We start from the raw sequence: 24,990 nt of genomic DNA, 5'->3' as shown, positions 1-24,990 counted from the left end.
CTAAATTATAAATATTTTTTCATTTTAACAAATTCAAATTCTCCTCCATTTGTTTTTTGCATATATTCCTCTATAGGTTGAAATCCAATATTCTTATATAATCTTATTGCCCTTTTGTTAAAGGTAGCGACGGACAGCATGACATAATTATTTCTATAATTTGTTTTTTGAACTGCAAAATTCATACCTGAAATCACAAATTCATATCCAAATCCTAATCCTGCTAACTCCGGCTTAAGGCCAAATCCCAACCATATAATCTCATCTTCAAAGTAGAATGAATAAAATCCAATTAATTCATTTTCTTCATTTAACACTGCAAAATAATGATCATCCCAAGTTTTCTCATTAAGAAAATCATTTAAATCTTCTTCATCAGCTGTCATATCATAGAATGAATAAATCCCACGATACTTCCAGTTATATGAAATTTCATGTGAGTATTCTTTATTCATAGGAACAAAATTATAATGCACTGGTCATCCTCCATTCGCTTACTAAGCATAAATCCTATACTTTTACTTAAATCTATTACTTTGTAGCCATCCTTTTGCGAAATCAACTCCTGTTTTCATATTGAATAACTTACATTCTGCATTACCAACTTTACCAAGTACTACGCTATTTGTTGCTTCAAAGGCCATACCTATCTTCTCAAAATCGTCATCTGAATTATAATCAAAATCTTCAAACCACTTCCAAATCCTTTTATTATTTTCTATAATTGCCGCCCCCATTTTTCTTGTTGGCATTTTTTCATTTAATGATTCTGCAAGATGAAAGCATGTACAAGAATCATATCCTACTCCAAGTAGAAGTACTTTTGCATTTAAATCATACATTTTACCTATGGGAGATTCCATTCCGAATTGAGGTGTCAATTTATGATCTTTTGTAATATCCATGGCAAATTTACCTTGTGCTGCAAATGATACCTGTGGGTGGTTGGACCTATATATCTGAGGCAAAGTTCTAAATAATTCAGCAATACTACCCATTCCCCTAGTTTGTGTAAGATTTACATCAAAGGCTGGCATACTATCATATATTTGTTGTAGCCATTCCTTAGGCACAGGTGGATTTTCCCAATCCGCTGGATCAGAAATTGATCCGCTGTGAGCAGGCATTACTAGTGTTCCATTCTCATTAATAGCTTGCTTAAGCGCAACTACAACTGCTTGAGCAGCTCCACAAACCCAACCAATGCTGGATAGTGAAGAATGGACTAATAGAATATCACAAGATTTAATACCGAGATTTAATAAATCATAATGTATAGTATCCACCGTATTTATATGCCTAGTTAATTCAATTACACTTTGTTCACTCAATATTGTCATCCCCTTATTATAAGTTATAGGTAGTTTGTCAATTTTTCTACGGATTGTTTCAGACCTTCAATAGTTTTTATTTCAAGAACTACACGACAATTATGCTGCCTAGCAAGAGAAAATCTTTCGCTTATATTAATTTCGCCGGTGCCTAAAGGAAGATGGTTTTCTCTGTCCTTTGCATCGTGAGCGTGCATATGATAAAGTCTGTTTATATGCTTATTAATAAATAGTTCATCAATACCATTTACGCCATGAATATGACCAATATCAAGGGTTAATGCAAACACACTACTTTCTAGCAAAAGATCTATACCTTCCATTGTAAAGGCCTTATAACCGCTGCAATTTTCTATACATATTTTAATATTACTGTCACCTATGGCTTTTTTACACTTATCTCTAAATTCTTTTAGATTTGTCAGGTAAATATCTTTGTATTGATTAAACAAAAATACTTTTTTATTTGGCAAAGTAAAGTAAACTCCGTTTGGCATATGCATATTAAGCACAGGTATTTTCAGTTGTTTGGCAATATCAATGGTAGATAAGACAGTTTCCATATATGCCTGTGCAATCTTGTTGTTAAAATCACAAACATTAAGGTTTTCATCAAGATGAATTGTAAAGTAAATACCCTCATTTTGGAAAATTGATTTAAACTTTTGAATATCTATACTATCAATTTGATATTCGGGCAAATTCATATTTAGTTCGATGAAATCTAAACGGAGTTCTTTGCATAATTTAACACAGCTTTCAATGTTGTTGCTCTCAATAAGAGTTGGCATTCCAAAATCAATTTTTTTCATAATACCTCCTTTAAAACCCATTAATATACGAAGCACCATTACTAATCTTTCTTTTTAAGCCTAACCTTTTTTATAATTCAAATATCTCTATATTTTCCTTAAAGTTCTAATATCAACTACACATTTTTCGGCTATATCATTTATTTCATTAAGTACAACTTGAAAATTCAATATAGATAATATTTCTTCTTTACTGATATGGTCAAAATTCTGCTGAAACTCACTAATTATAGATGACAATCCTTCTACCTGAATTTCATTTATACATAAAAATTCAGGAATAATCAGATTTTCCTTAGTAAATTGGTAATGATTTATCAACTTACTATTTAAAACAGAATAATCATGGTAACATATTTTTATTCTTTTACGTTTCTCTTCGTCAGTTTTACCTTGTAAATATTGTAGATTAAAATTATTGAAACTCATAGTATCTGCCGCCAAGTGACAATAATATCCTAATGCAAAATCATTGAATTTACCCATCATATATTTATTTTTAAATGCTAATATATCATAATCATTACTTATTTTTTGAAAGTGAGATTTACGCCTTCCTTCCCTTGTTTGGTTATGAGCATCAGGTGCAAAACTTCCTATAGTAAATAGATTTCTATCCAAGTTAAGTAGCGTAAGAATCTTATTAGCTATACAATAATGAATTACTGGTGAAGGCATGCATATCACTCCTTGTACTTAAATTTTTTATCCGACTCAATGTGCTTGTGAAGTATTAAAAATTATAAATGTACAGATAGAAATAATGATTCCAAAGGCGGATTAATTTATGTGTACATTATACCATTTTATCCATTATTGTAATATATATATAAATAATAAATTCCACTAATTTCTAATACCTAAAAATTTATAATTAACTGATATTTTCAAAATAAAATGCAAGTAAAGTTAATTGTGAATGTATCTCTATTAAACTTCAATTTCAGTTAAAGGTGCTACCACTTCTCTATCCATATTTTTTATTACATTATTAATCCACTTATTTGAGAGTAACCTTTTTACTGCAAAATAACATTTAACTATTTCTTCAACTGTAACTAATGCAACAACTAAATAAACAGGCAATTTTAAAATAAATGCTCCTATAAGTGCTAATGGGACGCCTATTAGCCACATGGTAAGCCCTTCAATTAATAAAGAATATTTAGCATCACCACCACCTCTTAAAATACCAACTATCAAAATAATATCAAATACTCTAACAATGAAAATTAAAGAAGTTATATATAAAATTATTAAAGAATCATGTAAAACATTAGTTGAAACGTTAAAAAATGACAATATACTTGGGGCTGATAATGCTAACAAGCCAGCTAAAGATATGGCTACAATAATTCCTAAAACGCAAAATCGTTTAGCGTATATTTTTCCTGTTTCCTCTTCTCCAGATCCAATTTTATTCCCAATCATTATGGATGAAGCATTTGCCAACCCCAAAACTATTACCATAAATATATTTTGAATAGTTGTACATATTTGAACAGAAGCTACAGCTTCTTTACCTATTCTACCGTAAATTGCAGCATACATTAGGGTTCCTAATCCCCAGCATGCATCATTTAGAACTACATGTATAGCGGTCTTATATACACTAAATACAAAATTTTTAGTTATTTCTAACATATCACTAACTTTAGTAGCTAATACTTCATTATATTTATAAGTGTAGATCACCATTATAATAGCTTCGATGATTCTTGCAATTACTGTTGCAATTGCAGCTCCTCTCACACCCATAGTGTCAAAACCAAATTTACCGAAAATGAAAATATAATTTAATATGGTATTAATTAATAGCGCTATTGCACTAATTGTCATTGGAACTATAGCTTTTTCAACACACCTTAAAGCTGCACTATAAGCAAAGGTTATAGCTGTAAATATGTAACTTATACATACAATTCTTAAAAAGCCAGCACCTAAATTTACTACGGTTACATCTTTACTAAATATTGAAATTATTTTTTCAGGCATAATTATTCCTACTATAGTGAAAAGAATAGAAATACATACACCTGATATCAATGCAACACCTAGAACTTTTTTTATGTTTTTAGTGTCTTGTTTGCCCCAAAACTGAGATATAAATATACCACATCCACTGTAAAGTCCCATAACTAACAAATTGAAAAGAAAAAAATATTGATTAGCTATACCCACCGAAGCTATCTCAGCCACACCTAATTTACCTACCATTATAACGTCCATAAAATTCAATAAGCACCCTATAAGATTTTGAATAACTATAGGCAAGGCTATTATACACAAATTTTTATAAAATATTGAGTCTGTAAATAATTTTTTGAAATTATTCTTCATTAGATCCTCTCCCCTTAATAAAATAATCAGCCACCCCCATTTAAGCTTTATTTTGCTAAGGTATCCACCCTTAATTTTAAAAATGGAGGACTGAATGTAAAATTTTGTTAAAATGCATGTATTTTAAAACAAAAAAATACAACCACCTTGAAGTTGTTCAAAGTGGTTGCTTCTTCACTTATAAATAAAGTTTATATCTAGGAATATTATACCAAAAATATTTTTTTTTGCAATAGTTTGTGGTTATTAATAAAGTGAATTTCTTGATTACACAATATTTTACCGATTTTCGCTCAAAGTTAAGTGTTGCCCACGGCACTCTTTATTGAAATAATATATTCTTAATTTCTTTAAAATCTTCGATATAATAATCTGCAAATTTATTAATTATGTTATGTTGTTTTTTGTCCCTTTTTAATAAGTAACCTGTTAATACAGTCTTTATTCCTAATTCTTTTGCACCTTTCAATTCATCAGAACCACCATCGCCGATAAAAATGCATTCTTCTGGATTAACATTCATTTTCTTTAATGCAAATTCGTATATTTCTGTTTGAGGTTTTAAATATCCTACTTCATATGAGAATATTGTATCAGTGAACAAATTATTTAGGGGAGATTTATCCCAATGCATCACATCTATTATATCTGCATTACTAAGCAAACATATCTTCTTTCCACTTTTCTTTATATCTAAAAGAACGTCAAGAATTGTAAAATCTACATCAATTAATGATTTTTTAAATCTCTCTTCTCTTAATTTTAAAATTTCTTTTTTCTCACACTCATTAACCGTTATTTTCATTTTTTCAACAATACTTTCAATTATCTTTTGAGGACTTTTTTCTTTTCCTGTTGCTCTTTTTAAATATAATTCATTGTCTTCTGCATATTCTTCCCATTCAGCTTTTGTTATTCCTAATACATCATTTTCATTTCTTAAATCACTATACTTTGGGGTTACCAGTGTATAGAACAAGTCAAAAAATACAACTTTTACATCATTTATCATATTTAAATCCTCACTTTAGTTAGTTATCATTAATTACGTTTAAACAAATATTGAGAATTTCTCGTTCTACTGTATCAAATTCTTCAATTTCATCTTTTAAATCCCATAACTTTATTTCATTCATCTCTTCATTCTCACTAAATGATTCTAACTTATCTATTACTGTATAATATAACGCTTGATAGTCCATTAATTCTGTATTCGAATCATATAACTTAACTAATCCAATAAATCTTGCGTTATCAACAGATTGATTAGTTTCTTCATACAATTCTCTTATTGCACAATCTCTAGGACTCTCGCCCATCTCTATGCCGCCAGCAGGTAACTCCCATTGCTTACGCCTTGTATTATAACCAATTAATATTTTCTCATCACAGTCAACTACTATAAGAGAGCCTGTAATTGGATTGTACCTCTTAGACTTTAAATCTTGTTCTGACATAGAAATAAACTGAACTAAATTATACCCCCACATATTGCTAACTAGATACATATTTGCGCCCCCCAAAAACCAAGATTTTTATTAATTAAAATTAGTTTTTTACTTTTCTTGAAAATCCTTAAATAGTAAACTTGGCTGAATATCCGTATTATTCTGATACTTTCCACTTGAATACTTATCATATTCTCCTTCGATATTATGGTAATATATTTGGCATATCTCTACATCTGGGTATATTCTTATAGGTTGAACACAAAATATTTCTAATGTCCAATAACCACTAAATCCTACATCGCCAAATCCAGCTGTAATATGAATGAATAATCCAAGCCTGCCAACTGAGGATCTTCCTTCTAACATAGGTACATACTTATCTGTCTTTGTATATTCAACGGTTCTACCTAGGTATAACTTACCAGTTTCAAGAAGTAATCCCTCTGGGGGTATAATCAACTGTTTTGTTTTGTTTTCTTTCTTCATATCCAAAACAGAGTCTTCATAAACAAGTAGCCCATTATGTAGCCTCAAATTATAACTATTGGGGTTAAGCTGTTTATCTACAAATGGTTCAATAATAATCTCATTCCCTAACTTTTTTTTAATCTCTTTACCTGACAATATCATATAAATATCTCCTATCACTATTATTATTTTGTGAAAATATTCACTTTCTTAATTCAGATTACTAATCAATTCTAAAATAGGAGCATCGCAAATACTCCTATTTTCCTACTATAACATATGAAGAGTGTGTACTGGCATGCTATTTTAGTTTATTTAAATACAACGCATATGGAACTTCATAACATGTAGCATTATTACTAACATCAATATAATGGTTATCAATATTCTGTAATTTCACTAATTCTGAAAAACCCCATGACTTATACATTTTAGATAACCTATCAGCATCATTATTATCAGCACCAATAGTTGCTTCACAAAAGCCATTTTCAACAATCCGTTGTAATACTTTTTTCATTAGTGCCTTCCCTAAGCCAAGCCCTCTAAAATTTTCGTCAGTTCTAAAAGCACAAAGATAGGCCCTATCTTTACCATTAGCCTCCTCTTTATCTTCTGAGTTCCAAAATATATAAAGTTCGCCTATTAAGCGATTATTCTTATCATTTTCTATTGTCCAGAATTCTATATTTCCTTTCTCAATTCCCTCAATAAAATAGTTCTGAGTAGGTGAGTTGTTGTTCCCCCATAATAATTTAAGTTCATCTATTGAACCTATACGAATTAACACTTCTATTCCTTCTTTCTAATAATAGGTTATTATTTATTCAATACTTTATTAATTATAGAGTTTTGAAATTCGTCGCTAAGTATATCCATAAAAACTTCATCATACTCATTATTTCCGTATATAATCGATTTCCTTCGTCTGCCAATTTCCTTAAAACCACATTTTTTACATGCTTTTATTGCTGGTTCATTGAAAGAATAGGTTTCAATCATTATATTCTTTAGATTAAGAACATTAAATCCAAAGTCTAGTAATAAGTTCGTAGCTTCTGATCCTATGCCTTTGCTCCTGTCATTTAAATCGCCAATAAATATCCCCATAACAGCATTTCTATTTATAAAGTTTACTCTCATTAGCCTTGCGATTCCAATAACTTCATTATCATCTTCCCTTATAATATAAAATGCATAACCGCGACTATTATTCATGGTTTCAAGATATCCTCTTTGCGATTCATAGGTAATCATATCTGATATATCACCTGTTCTAATGGCTACTTCAATGTCATTACTCCACTTAGCAACTTTTTCTGTTTCACTAGCATCTACTGGTGATAAATAACACTTCTGTCCAATTAGCTTTCTTAAATGATTCATTAACCCCACACCCCTTAAATTCTGTATAATATTAGTAGTTTTACTTAAGCTCCAGTTTCTCTTCGTTTTTTAAATACCACTTGATAAACTTTTTGAAACAAGATTGGTCTTCTGTACTCAAATATTTTTCTCTTTCGGTATCGTTTAATTCAGCGATAGTCTTACCAACTTCTTTAACTTCAAATATATAACTTAATTTTGACCAATTTTGTTTATTATCTGATCCTCTTATTTCATTTGATAATTTACCTTTTGTTTCTGCCTCAAAGAAATTTATATTATTACCATCATAATAAACTAAGCATTCTTTAAATTTACAATTTCTATTTTCCTTACATTCCATTAGTTTTAAAATTCCTTCGATACCTACAGTCTCTAGAGCGTAATTCACATATGCCCTAGGAAACCCGTTTAATTCTTCAATGAAAAATCCTGAATCCATAGAAATACAGGGTTTTTTCACTATGTTATATGCTTGCATCGCTTTTACTTTTGAGATTTCTTTGATGTTATCACTTCTAGGTTCTACTAGGTCTAAGTTATATTGTATAACTTCTACATCTTCAAGCTCTCTTTGGGCTGATTTAATTTTTCCTAAATTAGATGTAACAAAAACAATTTGTTTTTTATTCATTTTAATAGGTCTCCTTACATAATTTAAATAAGCGGAATGATCTTCATTTTCGTAGATTTTGTAGCAATAAACGATTTTATATATTTATCTATTAATCTATCTCCACCAAAATCATCTTCATAGAAACCTGTGATAACAAATCCTGCTTCAATTTGCCCCCCAATTTGCTGCTCAAGACTATGTCCAAACTCTAAGGTTTGACCAGCTTCTAGACATTCATTAAGTTTTTCCTTTGATAACGCGGATAATGGTGAATAGGGAATAGAATATTTGGCTTGTAATATTCCTTCTTCTTCTTCTTGCTCGTCATCAAATAAATATAAAATGGGATTTGCAAAACCTGCAATTAAGGTCCCACCGTATTTTAAAACTCTAAAAGCTTCTTTCCAAACAGGAGAAATATCTTCAACAAATAAATTTGATACAGGATGTACAATTAAATCAAAGCTTTCGTCAGCAAAAATGCTTAGATCTGACATACCGAGCTTTACAGTCTTAATATTTAAATTATCTCGATTTGCAACATAAATATCCTGTTCTAATTGCTTTTCAGAAATATCAACTACGGTGACATCTGCACCTAAGGCTGCTATTACCGGACCTTGTTGTCCTCCACCTGATGCTAAACAAAGAACTTTTAATCCTTGGAATGGTGGAAACCAATCTTTAGGAATGCTTTTTTTACTTGTTACAGATATTTTCCATTCTCCTCTTTTAGCTTTATCTATAATTTCTTTGCTAACTGATTTGTCCAAATACTTCCACTCTCAACTTTTTTATCCCAAGCTTTATTATTGTGATCTATGATATCCATATAAGACCCCTCTCTTACTTTTATATAATCTATGCACCCTAACTATTCACAAGCTCTCCAATCCACTGATAACATTCCTCTAGCTCTGCATCGCTTATTAAATGAGACTTATGCTCAAATAAAACCTTATAATTATCATTAACCTCATTCAAAATTTTAAAATATGATTCCATATCTCCCCATCCATCAGCTACCTTCAAAGATTTAAGTGCTGGGTAATGAGCATTTGTTACATTTATGTCAACTTTCACATTCCATAAATGTACTAAATGAGTATACCTTCCAAACTTTCTAACTATCTCTTGTCCTACAAAATTATCATCCATGCTATCTTGCATATGTATTCTACCAAAATCAAGACATAATTTAATATTGGAGTATTCATCTAATAAACCCTCAAGTAAATTTGTTTCATATATATACTTATTTAATCCATCCAACTCTAATACTGGTGTGAATTTATATTTCTTCCCGTGCTCAGATAATACCTTGAAAAAATTTCTACTTCTCTCTTCGAAGTAATTGTAAGATATCTCTGATTCATAATAATATTCAGTATCATCACAAAATCTCCAGGATGACCAATCAACATTCCCATCTAAAATAACTGGCTTTGGATAATGAAGCAAAATATAATCTGGATTTAACTCCTCAGCTCTTTCAAATTCGCTCTCCATGTAGTTTATTGATTCTTCGTAAGTCTTATTATCTTTAGAAAGATATTGGGGGTCTCTTGCTTTCCATTGATTCTTTAATAGTGGAAAATGAATTCCTATCTTTAAATTTCTATCCCGAATATTATCTTTCAATATTTGCAATTCATAAAGTGACTCCATTTGATTAACTTCAATTCCAAAAAAGTAATTTCTAAAATCCCTGTTCTGTCTATTGATATCGAATCTATCGAATTGTCCGATCATAAATCTTTTCATAGTGGCCTCCTTGGAAACTAGCTTGTATGTATACTAAACAAAATTATTCAGAATTATCCAAATACTAAAGTTAATTTACATTTATTTTAGTATACTACCATTAAATGTTATTATCAACGAAACTCTGAACTCACTATATTGTTCATAAAAACTTATAATAATTTATTACTTCATATTGTAATTACATAAACCCTTAAAACATTAATGTATTTTTAAGAGTTTATGTTAAATATTAAGCATAAGACCCTGTATATTTTTTTGAAACTCAATTGATAGCATAGGAATATTATTACATCTATAAAGACCATATAGCCAAAATTTACTTTAAATAAGCCATATACTCATTGTTGGAAATTTCCCATAGCTCAATCATTTTATCTAGTTCATTACTCAGCTCTTCTCTTTTACAGTAAAGTTTATTCAATTCATCATGATTAGTTCCCAGCGCTACCATACTTTTATCGACTTCCTTCACTTCTTCCTCTAAGGATTCTATATTGATCTCTAGTTTAGACAAATCTATTTGATTTTTTTTATTATTATTAATAATTGTTTGCTTTATATTATTATCTTTCTTTATAATCCGTGGTTGTGTTATTGATTTACACAATTCATTTTTCTTATTTTTATAATGATCATAATTACCAAGATAATTTACAAAGTTGTTTTTTTCAATGGCAACTACCCTGTTACATACTTTATTTATAAAGTACCTGTCATGAGATACAAAAAATATAGTTCCTTTAAAATCTTCCAATGCTTCCTCTAGCGTTTCCATTGAGTCAATGTCAAGATGATTAGTAGGTTCATCCAGTATCAATAGATTTATTTCATCATATAAAAGTGTGCTTAATTTAAGTCTAACCCTTTCTCCTCCAGATAAATGTTTAACCTTTTTAAATGCTTCTTTACCAAAAAACATAAATTTTGCAAGATGTTCTCTAGCCTTTCCCTCTAATATTGACTTGTTTTCTCTAAAGCATTCTATAACAGTATCTTCTTCATTATTAAAAATAATATTCTGTGGCAAGTATCCAACTTTCACATTTGCACCTAGCGCTACTTCACCATTATCTACAGTAGTTTCATTGAGCAGCATCTTTAAAAAGGTGGTTTTACCACTGCCATTTGAACCTATAAGTGCTATTCTTTCACCTAAAGTAACATATAGCTTTGCATCCTTAAATATAACTTTATTGTCAAAGCTTTTCGATAGGTCACATACCTTTATTATTTCATAACCAGCCCTGTCTGTGGTTTTAAAATTCAACTTAATGTTCTGCTTTTCAAAAATAGGCTTATCTATTCTATCCATTTTATCCAGCTTCTTTTGAATGCTCACAGCTCTTCTAAAAAATTTATTGTTATCTGCTCTTAAAGCCCAATCTCTTAAATCTTTTATAGTTTTTTCCATAGATTTTACCTTCTTTTTCTGCTCTCTATAGTTTTCATATTGCAGAAGCATATTTTCTTCCTTTTGCTTAACATAGGCAGAATAATTTCCCTTGTAAGTTTCACATACTTTGTCCTCAACCTCAATAATCTTTTTTACTACATTGTCTAAAAAATATCTATCATGGGATACTATCATAACAATACCCTTGTAACTCCTAAGATAGTTTTCAAGCCACTCCACAGACTCCATATCCAAGTGATTGGTAGGTTCATCAAGAAGTAAAATATCAGGATTTTGTAATAGAATTTTTCCAAGGATTACAGTTGTTTTTTCTCCTCCGCTTAATATATTGAAGTCTTTTTCCAAAAAAACAGCATCAAGCTTTAAACCACTACAAACTTTACTTAACTTCTCTTCCCTCTCATATCCCCCTTTAGCATCATAGTTTTCTTGCATTTGACTATACTGTTTTAATGCTCGTTCAAGGGATACCCCTTGTAAATTCCCCATATTACTTTCTAGCACTCTAAGCTGTTGCTCCAAACTATAAAGATCCGCAAATGCTAAATTCAAAATATCATTTACCTTGAAGCCATCAGGGTAACTTGGTAATTGCTCAAGATAGGCTACGGATGTCCCTTTAGTCATTGCAATCCATCCTCTAGCTTCTGCCGGGTATCGATTATCTCTATCCGTTGGTTCAATTCCAGCTATTAGTTTTAGAATAGTACTCTTTCCACTTCCGTTAATACCTACTACACCAACCTTTTCTCCATCATAAACCTTAAAATTAATATCATTAAGAATCAAGGTATCACCAAAGTGTTTTATTATATTATACAATGTTAATTCAATCATCAAAATCCCTCATTTCATAAAATATTTATTTTCAAAACGCAAAAAGACCGTAAGAAGATGGTTTCTTCTTACGGTCTAAAAATAATTATAATTAACAAAATCAAAAGCATATAGATATAATCATCCCAATAAAGTCATTTTTAATAATGCCTTGGACTAATCAATAAATCCATATAAAAATCCTGTTTAACTACTTAAATATATTTTAGTAAAGTAAGTTACCATCTAATTACCAATTTCATTAAAGAGTACAACAAACAAGCCTACCTAAAACAAGGCAAAGCGAAACTCTTTAAGAAATAATTATTAATTTTAATAAATTAATGTTAGTAATTTGCTGGTGTCATAACTTACTTCCTCCATTCTATTACAATTTAACAACATTTTACACCTATATGTATTAATTGTAAATAGGTTTTTTATTTAATCTTTTCTACCATTACTATTTTTCATTTCCACGTTTAAAATTTCCGGTAACCTTGGCTAAAATTAATTGAGCCTCTTTAGAATTGGCGTTCTGTATTTTAGCTAGAAATTTTTCGCTTTCTTTACCTTTTAAAATCAATACTTGCTTGCCGTACCAAAACACAAACACTTTGTTATCTTTTGATACCTTATACGAAAAAAACTCTTCATCAAGTTTATTGCGCTTATCAATTTCATTCAATTTTAATGAGTCCCCCTTAAAACTTATATTAACAAATAATTTATTTGGTTGGATTGCATATATTTTGTATTTGATTTAGTTGTTTTTCTAAAGAAGCAATAACGGTATCATTGCTCTCAGTCTCTATTCCGTTATATTCTAGTGTAACTATATTTGGATTTGTGTAATTAAGAATCCACTCTAATAATTTGTAATCTTCATTTTCCATAGATTTATGTATATCTGCTGGAAAACCATCTTTATCATAACCAGAACCATTTACGTGAATTTCTACAACACGATTAAGTGGTAGCTTGCGAAGGTAATCATGAATATCCCAGCCACGATATTGTGCTGTAATCTTTGCATGTGTTAGATCAAGCAAAAATGACACATCATTATCTGCAAACAGTCGATTATACTGATCTGGCATAATATAAGGATAATGATCAAATAGTATACGATCTTGTGGCGAATCAGGAGTGTTCTCTAAGAGCAATGGTACTGCTAGGTTCTTTTTAAAAATCTGAATTTGTTTGCTCATATGTTCATATATATCTTCATCTGTCATACCTTGATGCATGTCCGAATTTTTAATTGAAAGATGCAGACCATAATGTGGAGAATTACAATTTTTAAGGAGACTATTTGCAAAATTAAAATCTATCATTTCTATATTTTTCATTCCTGTGTGCTCAAAATATCCTAGACCGTGTAGTAAAATTGGTCTCATTGAACGCATAGTTGAAAACTCTTCATTAAATGTTCCCCATGCACCAGACTTAATATAATCTATTTTAACAGCATCTTTTTCAATAAGATATTTTAGAGCTTTTGACCAATTGCACCCAATATACATATTTCACATCATTCTCCCATCACATCATTGATATTTTTATTGATAGTTCTTCGCATGGATAATAACATAGGACTAAAATTCTTCCTCCAAAATTTATTAGCATACAGATTTGCAGTTTCAAAATCCACATGAATACAGGATATATTGTTTAGACTGCAATATTCATTTATACTTTTTAACAATTGCGTCCCAACTTTTTTACCTCTATACTCTAGCTTTATGTAGGCGCCTATTTCATCAATTAATCCACAGTTGTAAGGGGTCATATCTATTGGGTTATTATTTTTTGATATACTTAAGTTAATAAACCCAACTGCCAACTCTTTATCCCAGGCAATAAATACATTACTTTTCGAGATGATTTCAGAGATTTCTTCTTTTGATATTCGGTCCCTTTTTAGAAACAATGGTGCAGACTTATAATAATCTTCTGATTCTTCTACAAGCTCATATAAAGTGGTTATATCTTCAGAACTAGCTTTTTTAATTTCAAATAGACACTCATTGTCCCCTTTAATATTCAAACCACTGAAGGCATCTATCAGGTATGAACCGTACCCTAAATCAAATAAAATATCTTTTAATTCTGTATCATTATAAAAGATGGTCCACATATGATTTAAGATTCCTTTATTAATCCATTGCTGTGAAATGTTCTTGTATAATGAAAGATAAGCGCTTTCTTTATATTCTTCCGCAGCACAATGCCCTATTGCAGGGCAAAACACTGAATCTTCGCCATTAAAAGGGAATTCGTCATAAGCCAAAAAACCTACTATTTCCTTATTTAATTTTGCTACTATAGCACTGTTATTTTCAATCTTATTATTTAAAAAACTTTCAAGCTCATTTATATTATTTACCCAATAAGAAGGAAAATCATTGTTATTACCACAATAGTTTTTATACTGATCAGTCCATATCTTTATAGCTTTGTTAATATCTGTTTTTTGCATATTACTTACTTTACATTCATAAACCATTTCTATTACCTCACTTGTATATTTGTTTTACTTTACCATTTTACAAATAATACTATTAAAAACAAAGGTAAAGAATAATTATAGTTATTCTTTACCTTTATAATTATTTAGCAGGAATATGATTTATAGCTTTTTCTTTAAAAAATACTGTACTATACCATTTGGATAATCAGCAAGCTTTGCGAAAACTTGATAACCACATGATTTATAAAATATCCCAATAAGATAAATTATATTTGTTTTTCTACCACATGAGCTATTACTTGTGGTAATTGTAAAATCTTATTTTTTATAAATAGTGGATATATATCTAAATCTTTAATCTTATCTATATCTTCCCAGTAAAAAGAAAGATTATGTTCTCCATTTTCTTTAAGTATAAACTCATTTCCTTTATTTATTAATTTGTCATCAATCAGATCTAATAAATAGAAAAAACATATTTCGTGAAAGTTCTCATGAGGATTTTCTTCGTGGAAGAGATTTTCATTGACCCACAACATGCGATTAACTTTAACTTCAGCATTTAATTCTTCTTTTATTTCCCTAATAATTGCATCTTCACTTAATTCATTCATGGCAACTCGGCCACCAGGAATATAATAGTAGGGTGAATGATCATCTTTCATAATCAATAATTTATTATGGTGAATTATAATACCAGCTACTCTATAATTAAATCTTCCTTCATCAGTTTTAAATGAAATATCCATATTTAAAATCCCCCTATATAATGAATTGTTTGTACTATATGGAATTATATATTTACACAATTCCTTAAGCGTTCAAAAATCTACCCATTAAAATAACATCCTTATATCCTTCATTTGTTTTTATAGCTTTTCTTTTTATTCCTTCTTTAATGAAACCAAATTTCCTATACAGCTTAATTGCTGAGGTATTATCTTCAAAAACCTCTAAATCAATTTTTTCAACTCCATTAAGGCCTGCCCATTCAATAATTTTTCCCATCAAAAGACTTCCTATACCTAGTCCACAGGACTCTTTCGAAATAGTTATACCAAATGTAGCAGTATGTTTTAACTTACTCAAAGTGCTCCTATCTAATGTAGCTGAACCTACTATCTTACCCTCTACTTCTACAACTAAAAAAAGTGCCGTGCTTTTTATGTACGCCTCTTCCTGCTCAACAGTAAAATTAAATTCATCAGCCGTTCTTGGAAAGAATGAGGTTCCATCAATAACTTGTTTAACTATCAGTATAATTTCAGCAGCATCTTTAGCTTGGGCACTTCTAATGAGTAAATTTTTACTGCACACTAAATTTTCTATCATCTTTTATCCTCCTGTATTTACTATTTGTCTACAATATGATTTTGCACTCAAGATGTTACTGAGATGTATTTTTCTTCGGCTGGGAAGTAACGTCTTTCGTATTTATGTTTAATAGCTTCTAATCTGCCTATATATACATCTCTTGCTAAAACATATGTATCATTTTCTTTATCATATAGTTCTACTAGCTTATCAATTTACTATATTTTAGCATAACAACCTTTATATTAACAGTTATTTTAAAAAAAAGGATGTACTCATAGTTTGGAATATATATAACTTTTGAAAATTAAACTGAGGTTAGAATAGGACATATTTACTGTTTTACCAAGTCACAGTTACCTTATATTTATTTTATGACAATAATACTATTTAAAATGACATACATTATTATAAAAATGACAACTTTTATTGACAAAATGATAATTATAATTTACACTAGAATTATAGACAGGAGGGAATTATTGTGGAACTTAGAAATAGAGTGAAGGAATTACGTGCTAGATACAATCTTAGCCAAGGTGATCTTGGTAAATTAGTTGATGCATCAAGGCAGACCATAAGTCTTATAGAAAGAGGAGACTATTCTCCATCTATTTTATTAGCTTTAAAAATAGCAAAAGTATTAAAAGTTACCACGGATGAATTGTTTTACTTAGAAGGAGGAGATCACAATGAAGAAATATAAGAATCTTATATTAGTAACGATGGTATCAGGTATATTGGGTGTATTTATGGGCTTTTTTTCAGAGGAATTATCAGAAGTTGATTTTACTTTTACTGGAAATATAAACAATTATATTTTCAAAATATTCTTAGGAATAACTTGCATTTTAACTATTTATTTGTTATAAATTTAATATACATAAGGACAAACTATAAAAAAATAAATTTAGATGAAATCCCAAAAAACATTGAAAGAAAAATAGCAAAAGTTATAAACTACAGTACAGTGCAAGTAGTATTAGGGTTAACTTGGGAGGCTATTGTAATTAATAAGAATTTTGATAGAAAATTATCATATTTAGTAATATTCCCAACAATGGTTATATTTGTAGGAGCTTTATTACAATCAATCACCATAAAATATTATAATTATTTATATCCTAATAGAAAATTAAATATCTTTGAAAATAAAGCCGAGGAAAAGTTTTTTCAAAAATTAGACGAAGGGGAAAAATGGGTTACATTCAATTGTAGTTATACTACTTTTAAGAAAATGCAATTGGTATATGCAGCAATAATTGTTATATGCATTATTTTATCTATAATTATCGATGTACCAATGATATTACCTATAGTAGTAGGTATACTATGGATAATTCAAATATCAATTTATATGTTTGAGGAAAAAAAATACGAAGAGTAATAAATTATTTGAAAATAACGGGAGGACTTCTAATGATAAAAAATAAAACAAATATAAAATCTAAAAAGAAAAATAATTTTTCCGCTGCAGCTATGTTTTTTGTGATTTGCGCAACCATTGGTGTTATCATGGGTATTCTCTCAAATACCTATTTAAAGGGTTTTAATGACCATATCGCTAGCAATAATCCATTTTTAATATTCTTTATATTCATTGTAGGATGCCTAATACACATAGTTATCCATGAATCAGGGCACCTTGTTTTTGGACTTATGACAGGATATTCTTTTGTATCCTTTAGAATTGGCTCCTTTACTTTAATAAAAGAAGATAAAAAGTTAAAACGCAAAAAATTCAATATACCAGGTACAGGTGGTCAGTGTCTTATGATGCCGCCAGCTTTGAAAGAAGGCAAGTATCCTTTTGTTATATATAATTTAGGTGGAGTTATAATGAATTTAATAGTTGCTATAGCAGGAATATTAGTTGCTGTTTTTGTACAAGGAGTGGCATTCCCAATGAATGTCATATTAATTCTAGTTAGTTCGGGTGGAATAATTATTGCATTAACTAATGGAATTCCAATGAAGTTTTCCGGAGTTCCTAATGATGCACATAATGTATTATCAATGCTAAAGGACCAAGAAGCTAGAAGCTCTTTTTATGTTCAGCTTAGGGTTAATGGACTACAAAGTTTAGGTACAAGAATTAAGGACATGCCCCTTGAAATGTTCAAGTTGAAAGAGAATTCAGACCTTTGTAATCCACTGAATACAGCTGTTAGGTTAATAGAATATAACTGGCATCTTGACAATATGGATTTTGACAGCGCAAAACAATGTATTGATTCCTTTATACCTTATCTTGATAAATTGGTTGCTTTATTTAGAAATGAAATCAATTGTGAGCGAATGTTTTTAGAACTTGCTAGCACTTGTGATAAACCTTTTATTGATGATTTGTATGATAAGAATCTTAAAAAATATATAAAGGCAGCAAAATTTATGATTGGTAAGAAAAGACTTCTTATGGCTTATGAAGGTTTTTATAATGAAGATAAGAATAAGGCTTTAGAATATTATGAAGATACAAAACGGTTAGCTAAAAAGTATCCTGTAAAGGGCGAGGCTGATATGGAGCTAATGATTGTAGAGTGGATTAAGGGAAACTTGAATTATTCCTAAAACACGGTGAAAAACTATTGTTCATAATTAATTAGTTGATTTACCGATTTAATATTAGCTAAATATAAAAAGAGCACCAGATTAATCCCAAAACAAATTGCAATGATTAACCTTACATTTAATATATCAGCTAATATACCACCAAGTGCCATGGCGATAGGTATGAGCATGGAAGACATTGTTCTTTTGAATCCAAAAACTTTTCCTCTTATATTTTTAGGTATAGCTACTTGAAACCCAGCTTGCATTAAAGCATTAGTTATTGATACACAAAAACCGTTTAAAGCAAGTAAAAATATTATTAGAGGGAAATATGTAGTTATTGATAAAAATATCATGGAAACAGCACTTGTTAATCCACTTAAAATGAATGCTGAAAACCTATTTATAACTTTAAAATTAATCATTGTTAGGGCTAGAAGACTCATTAGCACGCCAACTGTTTCAAAACTCATCGCTATTCCAAATCGTGCTGCTCCAAGTTTTGAACTATTATTAAAAAAAGGTAAAATCAATATTCTTGACATACTACCAAAAAAGTTTAAGAATGCTACTGTAATGTAAAGGTATTTTATACCATTATTATTTTTAATATAAAAAAAGCCTGATTTTAAATCTTCAATAAAGTTAACCTTTATATTTTCATAGTGGACATCTGGTATTTCTACAAATAACTCCGTAATAGCAGAAAAAACAAAGCTAATACCATTAAGTATAAACAATATTGGGGCACCTACTGATTGATATAAAAACCCTCCAACTGCTTTACCCATAATGCTAATTGTAGTATTCATAATAGAGAATGATGAATTTGCTTTTACAACTTTAGATTTTGGTACAATGTCCGGTATGGAGGCATCAATAGCTGGATTGAAAAAACAAGAGCATATTCCTAATATTATACCAACAACTAGTACCATCCAGGTTTGAATAGAACCCCAAATAGCTACAGCTCCAAGAAAAGTTACTGCAATTCCTCTAATACTATCAGCAATAATTAGTATCCACTTTTGCTATGTCTATCGACTACTGTGCCAGCTATGGGTGAAAGAAATATGCGGGGCAAAACTGTAGCGGCACTAAGTAATCCCATTAGGGTAGTTGAACCAGTGAAAGCAAGAATCCAAAATCCAAGAGCAACGCCGTAAACGGTATCGCCGATTTCAGAAACTAATTGACCTTGCCAAAGCAAAAAGAAATTCAAATTTAACAATTTGTTTTCTGATTTATTAATCTTTTTTTTCTTTACGTACATTTGCATAGTATTTATCCCTCCACAAAATATAAATGATATTCAAATACTTTTTTAGTTCTTCATATCTAATAGATAGCTAGGCAATCCTAATGATTGTAAAACATTTACCACAATTTGATGGGCCTGTAAGTAAAATTGCACCGCAACCCTCTGCGACTACTTTTTGAACAATAATTTTTATATTACCATCTAATATCGAATTATTACTCATTTCAAAACCTCCAAAATATTAATGGTTAACGCTTCTAGCAAAAACATGCTTAGATTTATCCCTTCCAAGGGAAAACTCAGCTTTATTATAAAATTTCCTAGTACTTTTGTAGTGATTATAACCTATAAATAGATTATAAACCAAAAATTTACATATTGATATATAAAAAGAGCCTACCAGTCCAGGCGGACTGCAACATTTTCTTATTTATAGTCTCGCAAGAATTTTTTCTCACCTTAGATAAAAAATAACTTTAAGGAACTAATGCAATCAGGTTCTCGGTAGCAACTTACTTAAATGGTACATTTTATTCTTTTACTATTGTATAAAAGTTATAATGTTTGATATAATGTTTTTATCAAACATTATAATAAAACTTAATTCATGGAAATTTTAGAATAGGTAATTTAGCGAATCGGCTGTCTACTGTAAAATAGGGGGGTGTAACATTTGAATGAGAAAATACAGTGATAAGGCTCAACTTGCTAAGTTTTAAAATTAGATTATTTTTTAAAATTTCAAGTTTTAAATTCTTATGTAAACATGTAAATGTTTGGTTAAATTAGTACATTGAATTTTTATACATTGCAATGGGATTAACATGCAATGTTACATTGAAAGAGGTGCCTCGTGGAAATACAAACGATAAAACATAAAAAATCTAAGAAAGTCGGTATAATTACTTTCTCTATTTTCTTTGCCCTTTATTTGGGTATATCAATATATTTTAGCACTCATTTTTATTTTGGTGCTGTAATTAATAACATTAATGCTTCAGGTAAAACTGTAGAGGAATTGGATAAAGAAATATCATCAAAATGTGAAACATATACACTGGAACTGAAAGAACGAGACGGTGTTAGTGAACAAATTAAGGCTGCTGACATTGATTTGAAATATAATGCAAAGGATAAAATACAAGGTTTAAAAAATAGTCAGAATTCTTTTACGTGGATTTATGGGCTTTTTAATCAAAAACATTCTGAAATATACAGCATAGTGACTTATGATAAGAAACTATTAAAAGAACGTTTTGATAAGCTCTCTTGTTTTGATAGTAAGAAAGTAATTGAACCTCAAAATGCTAGCTTAAAGTATTCAGATCTCGGTTATGTGATTGTAAATGAAGTTAAGGGAAATAAAGTAAATAGCAAGAATTTGTATACAGATGTAGTAAATTCAGTTCTCAAGGGAAAAACGGTAGTAAATTTGGAGACAACAAACTATTACATAAATCCCAAATATACTTCAAGTTCCAAAGAAGTTATAAACGCTAAAACTTTGCTTAATAAATATATATCTTCAAAAATTACTTATACCTTTTCTGGAGGTACAAAAGTTCTAGATGGATCTATAATACATAACTGGCTTGGAGTTACCGAAAACCTTTCTATTTTGTTTAATGAAAATGAAGTAGAAAATTATGTAGGTGAACTGGCCAATAATTATAATACATATGGCAAGGACAGAGATTTTGTTACATCAGTAGGAACAACGGTAAAGGTCAGTGGCGGAGATTATGGATGGTTAGTCGACCGCACAGGAGAAGTCAATGATTTAATTGTGGCTATAAAAGGGGGACAAACTATAACAAAGGAACCCAACTATACCCAAACCGCAGTATCTCATAATATAAATGATATGGGGAATACCTATGTGGAAATTAATATGACAAAACAGCATATGTGGTTTTATAAGAATGGTGCTATTCTTGTAGACGGAGATGTTGTTACTGGTGATGTAAGCAAAAAGTATTCAACACCAACAGGTGTTTATAAACTAAAATATAAAGAAAAAAATGCCACATTAAAGGGAGAGGGTTACAGTGTACCTGTCAATTGCTTTATGCCATTTAATGAAGGTATTGGAATACATGGTGCAAGTTGGAGAACTGCTTTTGGTGGAAGTATATATTTGACAAATGGTTCTCACGGCTGTATAAATTCACCAGACAAGTTAGCAATTACGATATTTAATAATATTGATACTAATACTCCTGTTATTTGTTATTAGCAATTAAAATTTCACCCCAGGGGAGTTGTGAGATGAAGTCCCTTTGCACTTCACTTACAACTAGTACAACCCAAAATACTCATAATCTATGATTATCATTCTTCTAAATTCAACAATCTCAAATGTTTTTTTATCTTGATTTTCAGTCATTTTTATTTACTCCTTATTCAGTCATTTTTCTAATTCAGAAATAATATCGGCATAACGTTTAATGGCATCTATTGTTCCTGTTACCTCCGCAGTTCTACTCCCAATCAATAATAATGGGATTGTCTTGACTCCACATAACATTTTTAGAATCCAAATCCCTATGACTAATAACCATATCTGATGCAAGTTATTTAAATTCATTACCTCAATTTTCACTACATAAAAAAAGAACATAAAAACACTTAACTTCATAATATAAATAATGTAGTTATATTGTGGAGGGAAAGCCTTGAAAAAATTAAATCCTGAAAAATTACAAGTTAAATTTGGTGCGATGACAAGTGAAACACAGCCGATTATACCCAGAAAATATACCCTTACTCATTCAGATTCTACAGGAGAACTATTTCTGACAATAGCAGCAAAATATGATTATGATAAAATCACTGTTATGAGAGATGAAGTGCTGGGGGAATGGAGTAGGGCTAATAATGACTATGCCCTCATGGTTAATGTTATGGTAGACAAAGAAAAGAACCCAGTAATGTCAGCTATCCGTAATGATATATTTGTGAAAGAGCTCCCTTTGGCATTAGAGGCAATTGTTTATGGAGATAGGGAGCTTTTAAAAGCTAATACTTTTTTATATAAAGCACCTATTTATGTGAAATTTAATTCTGTGTATCCTATGTTTAATCGCCAGGAACTATGGGGGACCCTATCAGATTATAAGTAAAGATTTCCCTTAGAAGGCGTTAATATGGCAGAACCACAGGCGATGATTTAATTCAGCATCCATATAGTACAGTTTAAAACCCCCGCAAAGGATACCCAAGCTATATAGGGAATCATAAGATAGGCAGAAATTTTATCTATCCTATGAAATTCAAAAGTAGTTAAAAGAATAAATACTAATAATAGAAGTAATTCTAAGAAAGCTATTGCATAGAGTCTAAATCTGAAAAATATAATGGACCAAAGAAAGTTGAAAAATAACTGGACAACATATAAAACTAATGCTTTTGTTACATCCTCCCCGGATCTACCTTTCATCCAAATTCTATAAGCGGCTATAGCCATTAAAAGGAATAGAATTGTCCATACTACAGGAAAAACCCATCCAGGTGGTGCAAAGGAGGGTTTATTGAAATTTTTATAATCGCTAGAGGCGGACATACTCAAAAAGCCACTTAAAAAACCTACACCTTCTGCCAGTAAAACGCTAATAATAAGAGCAATAATGCTTTTTTCACCTTTTACCTTAAAAATACTAAACATATATTATCTCCCTTTCTATTATTATTTTAAATAAGGACTCTAGTTATGTCAGCTTCAAAGAAGAAGATATAACTATATATTTTATAATATATTTATTTCGGAGTGATATTATACCTATAAGAATTTTAGGTACTTTGTGCTGATTTTTTTACTTTCAGAAGATAGCCATATGAAAAGTGTTGCTTTAAGTTATATTTTCATATAAGTTAAAGCAACACTTTAATTTTACCTACTAATTTTCCATACACATTCTGCATATGAGGTTCATTGCTATATAAATTAACCTCATCTATTGGAATCCATTTTACAGCACTATTTTCATCTTCTTTTACAACAAGTGGTTCATTTTCATCAGCCTCAACTAAATAAGCAACGGACAAATGTAAATGTGCGGATATGTAGTTGCCTTTTCTTACATGAGCAAGTACAGGTAATATATCTAGTGAGAATATATGGGAAGTTACAGGGTAAATATTTTTCACCCCAGTTTCTTCCCTTGCTTCTTTAATTGCAACAGCCAATAAATCATCTTCGCCATCTGCATGACCACCTGTCCATGACCAGGAATTATATATATTATGGTGTACCATTAAGACTTTATCTTTTGTTTTATTTACTACAAAGCCAGAGCTTGTTATATGAGCCATGCTGTTATCCCTAGTTAAAATATCTTCGAATTTATTTATGCAATACTCAATTAATTCTTTATCTTTATTTTCTTGTTGATTATAAGGGATGTAATCTTTTATTGACTTAATCCAATTCATGGTCTTTATCATCTTCTCTCTCAAGGATTATTATGACTATAGTTTTTATTTTTTAGGATTCGGTGCAACAGGCCTAGCTGGTTTTATAGTTTTCCACCTTTTTAATTTATGAGTATTTCTTGTTAAGAATTTTGCCACAAATTTAGGAAGCTTCATTTCTATTATTTTATTAGTTACCATTTCTTTCATTTCAATCACAGTAATGTCGGGCAAAGTAAAATCACCATTTTCATAGCAATGACGGCAATATATTTCACTTAAGCTTCCGTTAGCTTCAGTTCCAATATATTTTTCATCCTTATTCAAAGGCATTCCACAACTTTGACAATTAATCTCTTTCTTTTTCATAATTAACACCCCATTTCTAATATATGTATTAAACTTTTAATTACATTTTAAACTATAATATGTAACTTGAATATATAAATATAGGAAATTTTATATATTCATTTATTTGCGTCCACTCTCTTTTAAATAAAGCCATAAATAGCATATCAGTTCCTTTATTATCAATCATTGAGGTCATTTTCAGTCCCCTATAATTTATGAGAAATAAG

At 30.0% G+C, this 24,990-nt stretch carries 33 protein-coding genes; 6 read left to right on the top strand and 27 right to left on the bottom strand.

Annotated elements, in window-relative coordinates:
• Positions 1-5: 5 nt before the first annotated feature.
• The 19 genes from ACREV6_RS07925 to ACREV6_RS07835 form a co-directional block, all read right to left on the bottom strand.
• The gene (locus ACREV6_RS07925; RefSeq protein ID WP_431577471.1) at positions 6-476 is read right to left on the bottom strand and encodes a GNAT family N-acetyltransferase; all 471 of its coding nucleotides are present in this window, start codon (positions 474-476) and stop codon (positions 6-8) included.
• 42 nt (positions 477-518) lie between these two features.
• Positions 519-1,331 (bottom strand): AAC(3) family N-acetyltransferase, encoded by an 813-nt coding sequence (locus ACREV6_RS07920; protein WP_431577470.1) that lies wholly within the window; start codon positions 1,329-1,331, stop codon positions 519-521.
• A gap of 23 nt (positions 1,332-1,354) precedes the next feature.
• Positions 1,355-2,143 (bottom strand): sugar phosphate isomerase/epimerase family protein, encoded by a 789-nt coding sequence (locus ACREV6_RS07915; RefSeq protein ID WP_431577469.1) that lies wholly within the window; start codon positions 2,141-2,143, stop codon positions 1,355-1,357.
• Positions 2,144-2,230: 87 nt separating this feature from the next.
• Complete coding sequence (locus tag ACREV6_RS07910) at positions 2,231-2,821, bottom strand: zinc dependent phospholipase C family protein (RefSeq protein ID WP_431577468.1); 591 nt, start codon at positions 2,819-2,821, stop codon at positions 2,231-2,233.
• A 252-nt stretch (positions 2,822-3,073) separates the two neighbouring features.
• The gene (locus ACREV6_RS07905) at positions 3,074-4,483 is read right to left on the bottom strand and encodes an MATE family efflux transporter (protein WP_431577467.1); all 1,410 of its coding nucleotides are present in this window, start codon (positions 4,481-4,483) and stop codon (positions 3,074-3,076) included.
• Between the two features lie 322 nt (positions 4,484-4,805).
• Positions 4,806-5,495 carry an HAD family hydrolase gene (locus ACREV6_RS07900; RefSeq protein WP_431577466.1) on the bottom strand — a complete coding sequence of 230 codons (690 nt, stop codon included), beginning with the start codon at positions 5,493-5,495 and terminating at the stop codon, positions 4,806-4,808.
• 19 nt (positions 5,496-5,514) lie between these two features.
• Complete coding sequence (locus ACREV6_RS07895) at positions 5,515-5,991, bottom strand: NUDIX hydrolase (protein WP_431577465.1); 477 nt, start codon at positions 5,989-5,991, stop codon at positions 5,515-5,517.
• Between the two features lie 48 nt (positions 5,992-6,039).
• On the bottom strand, positions 6,040-6,564 hold the full coding sequence (gene dcd / locus ACREV6_RS07890) for a dCTP deaminase (protein WP_431577464.1): 525 nt from the start codon (positions 6,562-6,564) through the stop codon (positions 6,040-6,042).
• A 139-nt stretch (positions 6,565-6,703) separates the two neighbouring features.
• On the bottom strand, positions 6,704-7,192 hold the full coding sequence (locus ACREV6_RS07885; protein ID WP_431577463.1) for a GNAT family N-acetyltransferase: 489 nt from the start codon (positions 7,190-7,192) through the stop codon (positions 6,704-6,706).
• Between the two features lie 29 nt (positions 7,193-7,221).
• Positions 7,222-7,788 (bottom strand): GNAT family N-acetyltransferase, encoded by a 567-nt coding sequence (locus tag ACREV6_RS07880; protein WP_431577462.1) that lies wholly within the window; start codon positions 7,786-7,788, stop codon positions 7,222-7,224.
• 40 nt (positions 7,789-7,828) lie between these two features.
• Positions 7,829-8,422: a non-canonical purine NTP pyrophosphatase gene (locus tag ACREV6_RS07875; protein WP_431577461.1), complete on the bottom strand. Its 594-nt coding sequence runs from the start codon at positions 8,420-8,422 to the stop codon at positions 7,829-7,831.
• A 23-nt stretch (positions 8,423-8,445) separates the two neighbouring features.
• Positions 8,446-9,177 (bottom strand): class I SAM-dependent methyltransferase, encoded by a 732-nt coding sequence (locus ACREV6_RS07870; RefSeq protein ID WP_431577460.1) that lies wholly within the window; start codon positions 9,175-9,177, stop codon positions 8,446-8,448.
• Positions 9,178-9,274: 97 nt separating this feature from the next.
• The gene (locus ACREV6_RS07865; RefSeq protein WP_431577459.1) at positions 9,275-10,168 is read right to left on the bottom strand and encodes a TIM barrel protein; all 894 of its coding nucleotides are present in this window, start codon (positions 10,166-10,168) and stop codon (positions 9,275-9,277) included.
• Positions 10,169-10,487: 319 nt separating this feature from the next.
• The gene (gene abc-f / locus ACREV6_RS07860; RefSeq protein WP_431577458.1) at positions 10,488-12,422 is read right to left on the bottom strand and encodes a ribosomal protection-like ABC-F family protein; all 1,935 of its coding nucleotides are present in this window, start codon (positions 12,420-12,422) and stop codon (positions 10,488-10,490) included.
• Positions 12,423-12,864: 442 nt separating this feature from the next.
• The gene (locus tag ACREV6_RS07855) at positions 12,865-13,089 is read right to left on the bottom strand and encodes a hypothetical protein (protein WP_431577457.1); all 225 of its coding nucleotides are present in this window, start codon (positions 13,087-13,089) and stop codon (positions 12,865-12,867) included.
• Positions 13,090-13,129: 40 nt separating this feature from the next.
• Positions 13,130-13,927 (bottom strand): multinuclear nonheme iron-dependent oxidase, encoded by a 798-nt coding sequence (locus ACREV6_RS07850; protein ID WP_431577456.1) that lies wholly within the window; start codon positions 13,925-13,927, stop codon positions 13,130-13,132.
• Between the two features lie 8 nt (positions 13,928-13,935).
• A complete protein-coding gene (locus tag ACREV6_RS07845; RefSeq protein ID WP_431577455.1) occupies positions 13,936-14,910 on the bottom strand; it encodes a GNAT family N-acetyltransferase in 975 nt (324 codons plus the stop codon).
• Positions 14,911-15,140: 230 nt separating this feature from the next.
• Positions 15,141-15,623: an NUDIX hydrolase gene (locus ACREV6_RS07840; protein WP_431577454.1), complete on the bottom strand. Its 483-nt coding sequence runs from the start codon at positions 15,621-15,623 to the stop codon at positions 15,141-15,143.
• 64 nt (positions 15,624-15,687) lie between these two features.
• The gene (locus tag ACREV6_RS07835) at positions 15,688-16,206 is read right to left on the bottom strand and encodes a GNAT family N-acetyltransferase (RefSeq protein WP_431577453.1); all 519 of its coding nucleotides are present in this window, start codon (positions 16,204-16,206) and stop codon (positions 15,688-15,690) included.
• A 466-nt stretch (positions 16,207-16,672) separates the two neighbouring features.
• On the opposite strand from ACREV6_RS07835, the gene ACREV6_RS07830 reads away from it, so the two are divergent.
• Genes ACREV6_RS07830 through ACREV6_RS07815 form a run of 4 tightly spaced genes read left to right on the top strand, consistent with a single transcriptional unit; the run spans position 16,673 to position 18,759 of the window.
• Positions 16,673-16,894, top strand: a complete 222-nt coding sequence (locus ACREV6_RS07830) for a helix-turn-helix transcriptional regulator (RefSeq protein ID WP_431577452.1) — start codon at positions 16,673-16,675, stop codon at positions 16,892-16,894.
• Entirely contained in the window at positions 16,881-17,060 is a 180-nt protein-coding gene (locus ACREV6_RS07825) for a hypothetical protein (protein ID WP_431577451.1), read from the top strand. Before ACREV6_RS07830 ends, ACREV6_RS07825 begins: the two co-directional genes overlap by 14 nt.
• A complete protein-coding gene (locus tag ACREV6_RS07820) occupies positions 17,033-17,575 on the top strand; it encodes a DUF3169 family protein (RefSeq protein WP_431577450.1) in 543 nt (180 codons plus the stop codon). The genes ACREV6_RS07825 and ACREV6_RS07820 overlap by 28 nt, the downstream gene beginning before the upstream one ends.
• Before the next feature lie 32 nt (positions 17,576-17,607).
• Positions 17,608-18,759: a site-2 protease family protein gene (locus ACREV6_RS07815; RefSeq protein ID WP_431577449.1), complete on the top strand. Its 1,152-nt coding sequence runs from the start codon at positions 17,608-17,610 to the stop codon at positions 18,757-18,759.
• A gap of 14 nt (positions 18,760-18,773) precedes the next feature.
• Here ACREV6_RS07815 and ACREV6_RS07810 read toward each other — a convergent pair whose 3' ends face one another.
• From ACREV6_RS07810 to ACREV6_RS07800, 3 genes are all read right to left on the bottom strand, one after another.
• Complete coding sequence (locus tag ACREV6_RS07810; protein ID WP_431577488.1) at positions 18,774-19,733, bottom strand: MFS transporter; 960 nt, start codon at positions 19,731-19,733, stop codon at positions 18,774-18,776.
• 23 nt (positions 19,734-19,756) lie between these two features.
• Positions 19,757-20,020: a hypothetical protein gene (locus ACREV6_RS07805; protein WP_431577448.1), complete on the bottom strand. Its 264-nt coding sequence runs from the start codon at positions 20,018-20,020 to the stop codon at positions 19,757-19,759.
• A 70-nt stretch (positions 20,021-20,090) separates the two neighbouring features.
• A complete protein-coding gene (locus tag ACREV6_RS07800; protein WP_431577447.1) occupies positions 20,091-20,225 on the bottom strand; it encodes a hypothetical protein in 135 nt (44 codons plus the stop codon).
• 630 nt (positions 20,226-20,855) lie between these two features.
• Here ACREV6_RS07800 and ACREV6_RS07795 point away from each other — a divergent pair.
• A complete protein-coding gene (locus ACREV6_RS07795) occupies positions 20,856-22,238 on the top strand; it encodes a L,D-transpeptidase family protein (protein ID WP_431577446.1) in 1,383 nt (460 codons plus the stop codon).
• A gap of 171 nt (positions 22,239-22,409) precedes the next feature.
• Here the strand turns inward: ACREV6_RS07795 and ACREV6_RS07790 are convergent, their stop codons facing one another.
• Positions 22,410-22,640: a hypothetical protein gene (locus tag ACREV6_RS07790; protein WP_431577445.1), complete on the bottom strand. Its 231-nt coding sequence runs from the start codon at positions 22,638-22,640 to the stop codon at positions 22,410-22,412.
• 37 nt (positions 22,641-22,677) lie between these two features.
• Between ACREV6_RS07790 and ACREV6_RS07785 the strand changes: the two genes are divergently transcribed.
• Positions 22,678-23,124, top strand: a complete 447-nt coding sequence (locus ACREV6_RS07785) for a staygreen family protein (RefSeq protein ID WP_431577444.1) — start codon at positions 22,678-22,680, stop codon at positions 23,122-23,124.
• Between the two features lie 47 nt (positions 23,125-23,171).
• On the opposite strand, the gene ACREV6_RS07780 is transcribed toward ACREV6_RS07785, so the two are convergent.
• The 4 genes from ACREV6_RS07780 to ACREV6_RS07765 all read right to left on the bottom strand — a co-directional run bounded on the left by ACREV6_RS07780 (position 23,172) and on the right by ACREV6_RS07765 (position 24,959).
• Entirely contained in the window at positions 23,172-23,666 is a 495-nt protein-coding gene (locus ACREV6_RS07780; protein ID WP_431577443.1) for a TspO/MBR family protein, read from the bottom strand.
• 206 nt (positions 23,667-23,872) lie between these two features.
• Complete coding sequence (locus ACREV6_RS07775) at positions 23,873-24,433, bottom strand: NUDIX hydrolase (protein WP_431577442.1); 561 nt, start codon at positions 24,431-24,433, stop codon at positions 23,873-23,875.
• A 45-nt stretch (positions 24,434-24,478) separates the two neighbouring features.
• Complete coding sequence (locus tag ACREV6_RS07770; protein WP_431577441.1) at positions 24,479-24,781, bottom strand: zinc ribbon domain-containing protein; 303 nt, start codon at positions 24,779-24,781, stop codon at positions 24,479-24,481.
• A gap of 52 nt (positions 24,782-24,833) precedes the next feature.
• Positions 24,834-24,959: a hypothetical protein gene (locus ACREV6_RS07765; protein WP_431577440.1), complete on the bottom strand. Its 126-nt coding sequence runs from the start codon at positions 24,957-24,959 to the stop codon at positions 24,834-24,836.
• Positions 24,960-24,990: the final 31 nt, after the last annotated feature.

This window comes from Clostridium sp., from assembly GCF_050717515.1.
GTDB lineage: Bacteria > Bacillota > Clostridia > Clostridiales > Clostridiaceae > Clostridium_AD.
This window is presented reverse-complemented; position numbering and strand designations above follow the sequence as displayed.

Excerpts from the sequence above, each read along its gene's own strand:
- ACREV6_RS07840 (WP_431577454.1), bottom strand. The coding sequence starts at position 15,623 with ATGGATATTTCATTTAAAACTGATGAAGGAAGATTTAATTATAGAGTA.
- ACREV6_RS07900 (WP_431577466.1), bottom strand. The coding sequence starts at position 5,495 with ATGATAAATGATGTAAAAGTTGTATTTTTTGACTTGTTCTATACACTG.
- ACREV6_RS07850 (WP_431577456.1), bottom strand. The coding sequence starts at position 13,927 with ATGTATATTGGGTGCAATTGGTCAAAAGCTCTAAAATATCTTATTGAA.
- ACREV6_RS07765 (WP_431577440.1), bottom strand. The coding sequence starts at position 24,959 with ATGACCTCAATGATTGATAATAAAGGAACTGATATGCTATTTATGGCT.
- ACREV6_RS07895 (WP_431577465.1), bottom strand. The coding sequence starts at position 5,991 with ATGTATCTAGTTAGCAATATGTGGGGGTATAATTTAGTTCAGTTTATT.
- ACREV6_RS07880 (WP_431577462.1), bottom strand. The coding sequence starts at position 7,788 with ATGAATCATTTAAGAAAGCTAATTGGACAGAAGTGTTATTTATCACCA.
- ACREV6_RS07800 (WP_431577447.1), bottom strand. The coding sequence starts at position 20,225 with ATGAGTAATAATTCGATATTAGATGGTAATATAAAAATTATTGTTCAA.
- ACREV6_RS07825 (WP_431577451.1), top strand. The coding sequence starts at position 16,881 with ATGAAGAAATATAAGAATCTTATATTAGTAACGATGGTATCAGGTATA.
- ACREV6_RS07815 (WP_431577449.1), top strand. The coding sequence starts at position 17,608 with ATGATAAAAAATAAAACAAATATAAAATCTAAAAAGAAAAATAATTTT.
- ACREV6_RS07845 (WP_431577455.1), bottom strand. The coding sequence starts at position 14,910 with ATGGTTTATGAATGTAAAGTAAGTAATATGCAAAAAACAGATATTAAC.
- ACREV6_RS07915 (WP_431577469.1), bottom strand. The coding sequence starts at position 2,143 with ATGAAAAAAATTGATTTTGGAATGCCAACTCTTATTGAGAGCAACAAC.
- ACREV6_RS07805 (WP_431577448.1), bottom strand. The coding sequence starts at position 20,020 with ATGCAAATGTACGTAAAGAAAAAAAAGATTAATAAATCAGAAAACAAA.
- ACREV6_RS07770 (WP_431577441.1), bottom strand. The coding sequence starts at position 24,781 with ATGAAAAAGAAAGAGATTAATTGTCAAAGTTGTGGAATGCCTTTGAAT.
- abc-f (WP_431577458.1), bottom strand. The coding sequence starts at position 12,422 with ATGATTGAATTAACATTGTATAATATAATAAAACACTTTGGTGATACC.
- ACREV6_RS07775 (WP_431577442.1), bottom strand. The coding sequence starts at position 24,433 with ATGAATTGGATTAAGTCAATAAAAGATTACATCCCTTATAATCAACAA.
- ACREV6_RS07790 (WP_431577445.1), bottom strand. The coding sequence starts at position 22,640 with ATGAAGTTAAGTGTTTTTATGTTCTTTTTTTATGTAGTGAAAATTGAG.
- ACREV6_RS07835 (WP_431577453.1), bottom strand. The coding sequence starts at position 16,206 with ATGATAGAAAATTTAGTGTGCAGTAAAAATTTACTCATTAGAAGTGCC.
- ACREV6_RS07905 (WP_431577467.1), bottom strand. The coding sequence starts at position 4,483 with ATGAAGAATAATTTCAAAAAATTATTTACAGACTCAATATTTTATAAA.
- ACREV6_RS07910 (WP_431577468.1), bottom strand. The coding sequence starts at position 2,821 with ATGCCTTCACCAGTAATTCATTATTGTATAGCTAATAAGATTCTTACG.
- ACREV6_RS07865 (WP_431577459.1), bottom strand. The coding sequence starts at position 10,168 with ATGAAAAGATTTATGATCGGACAATTCGATAGATTCGATATCAATAGA.
- ACREV6_RS07780 (WP_431577443.1), bottom strand. The coding sequence starts at position 23,666 with ATGTTTAGTATTTTTAAGGTAAAAGGTGAAAAAAGCATTATTGCTCTT.
- ACREV6_RS07875 (WP_431577461.1), bottom strand. The coding sequence starts at position 8,422 with ATGAATAAAAAACAAATTGTTTTTGTTACATCTAATTTAGGAAAAATT.
- dcd (WP_431577464.1), bottom strand. The coding sequence starts at position 6,564 with ATGATATTGTCAGGTAAAGAGATTAAAAAAAAGTTAGGGAATGAGATT.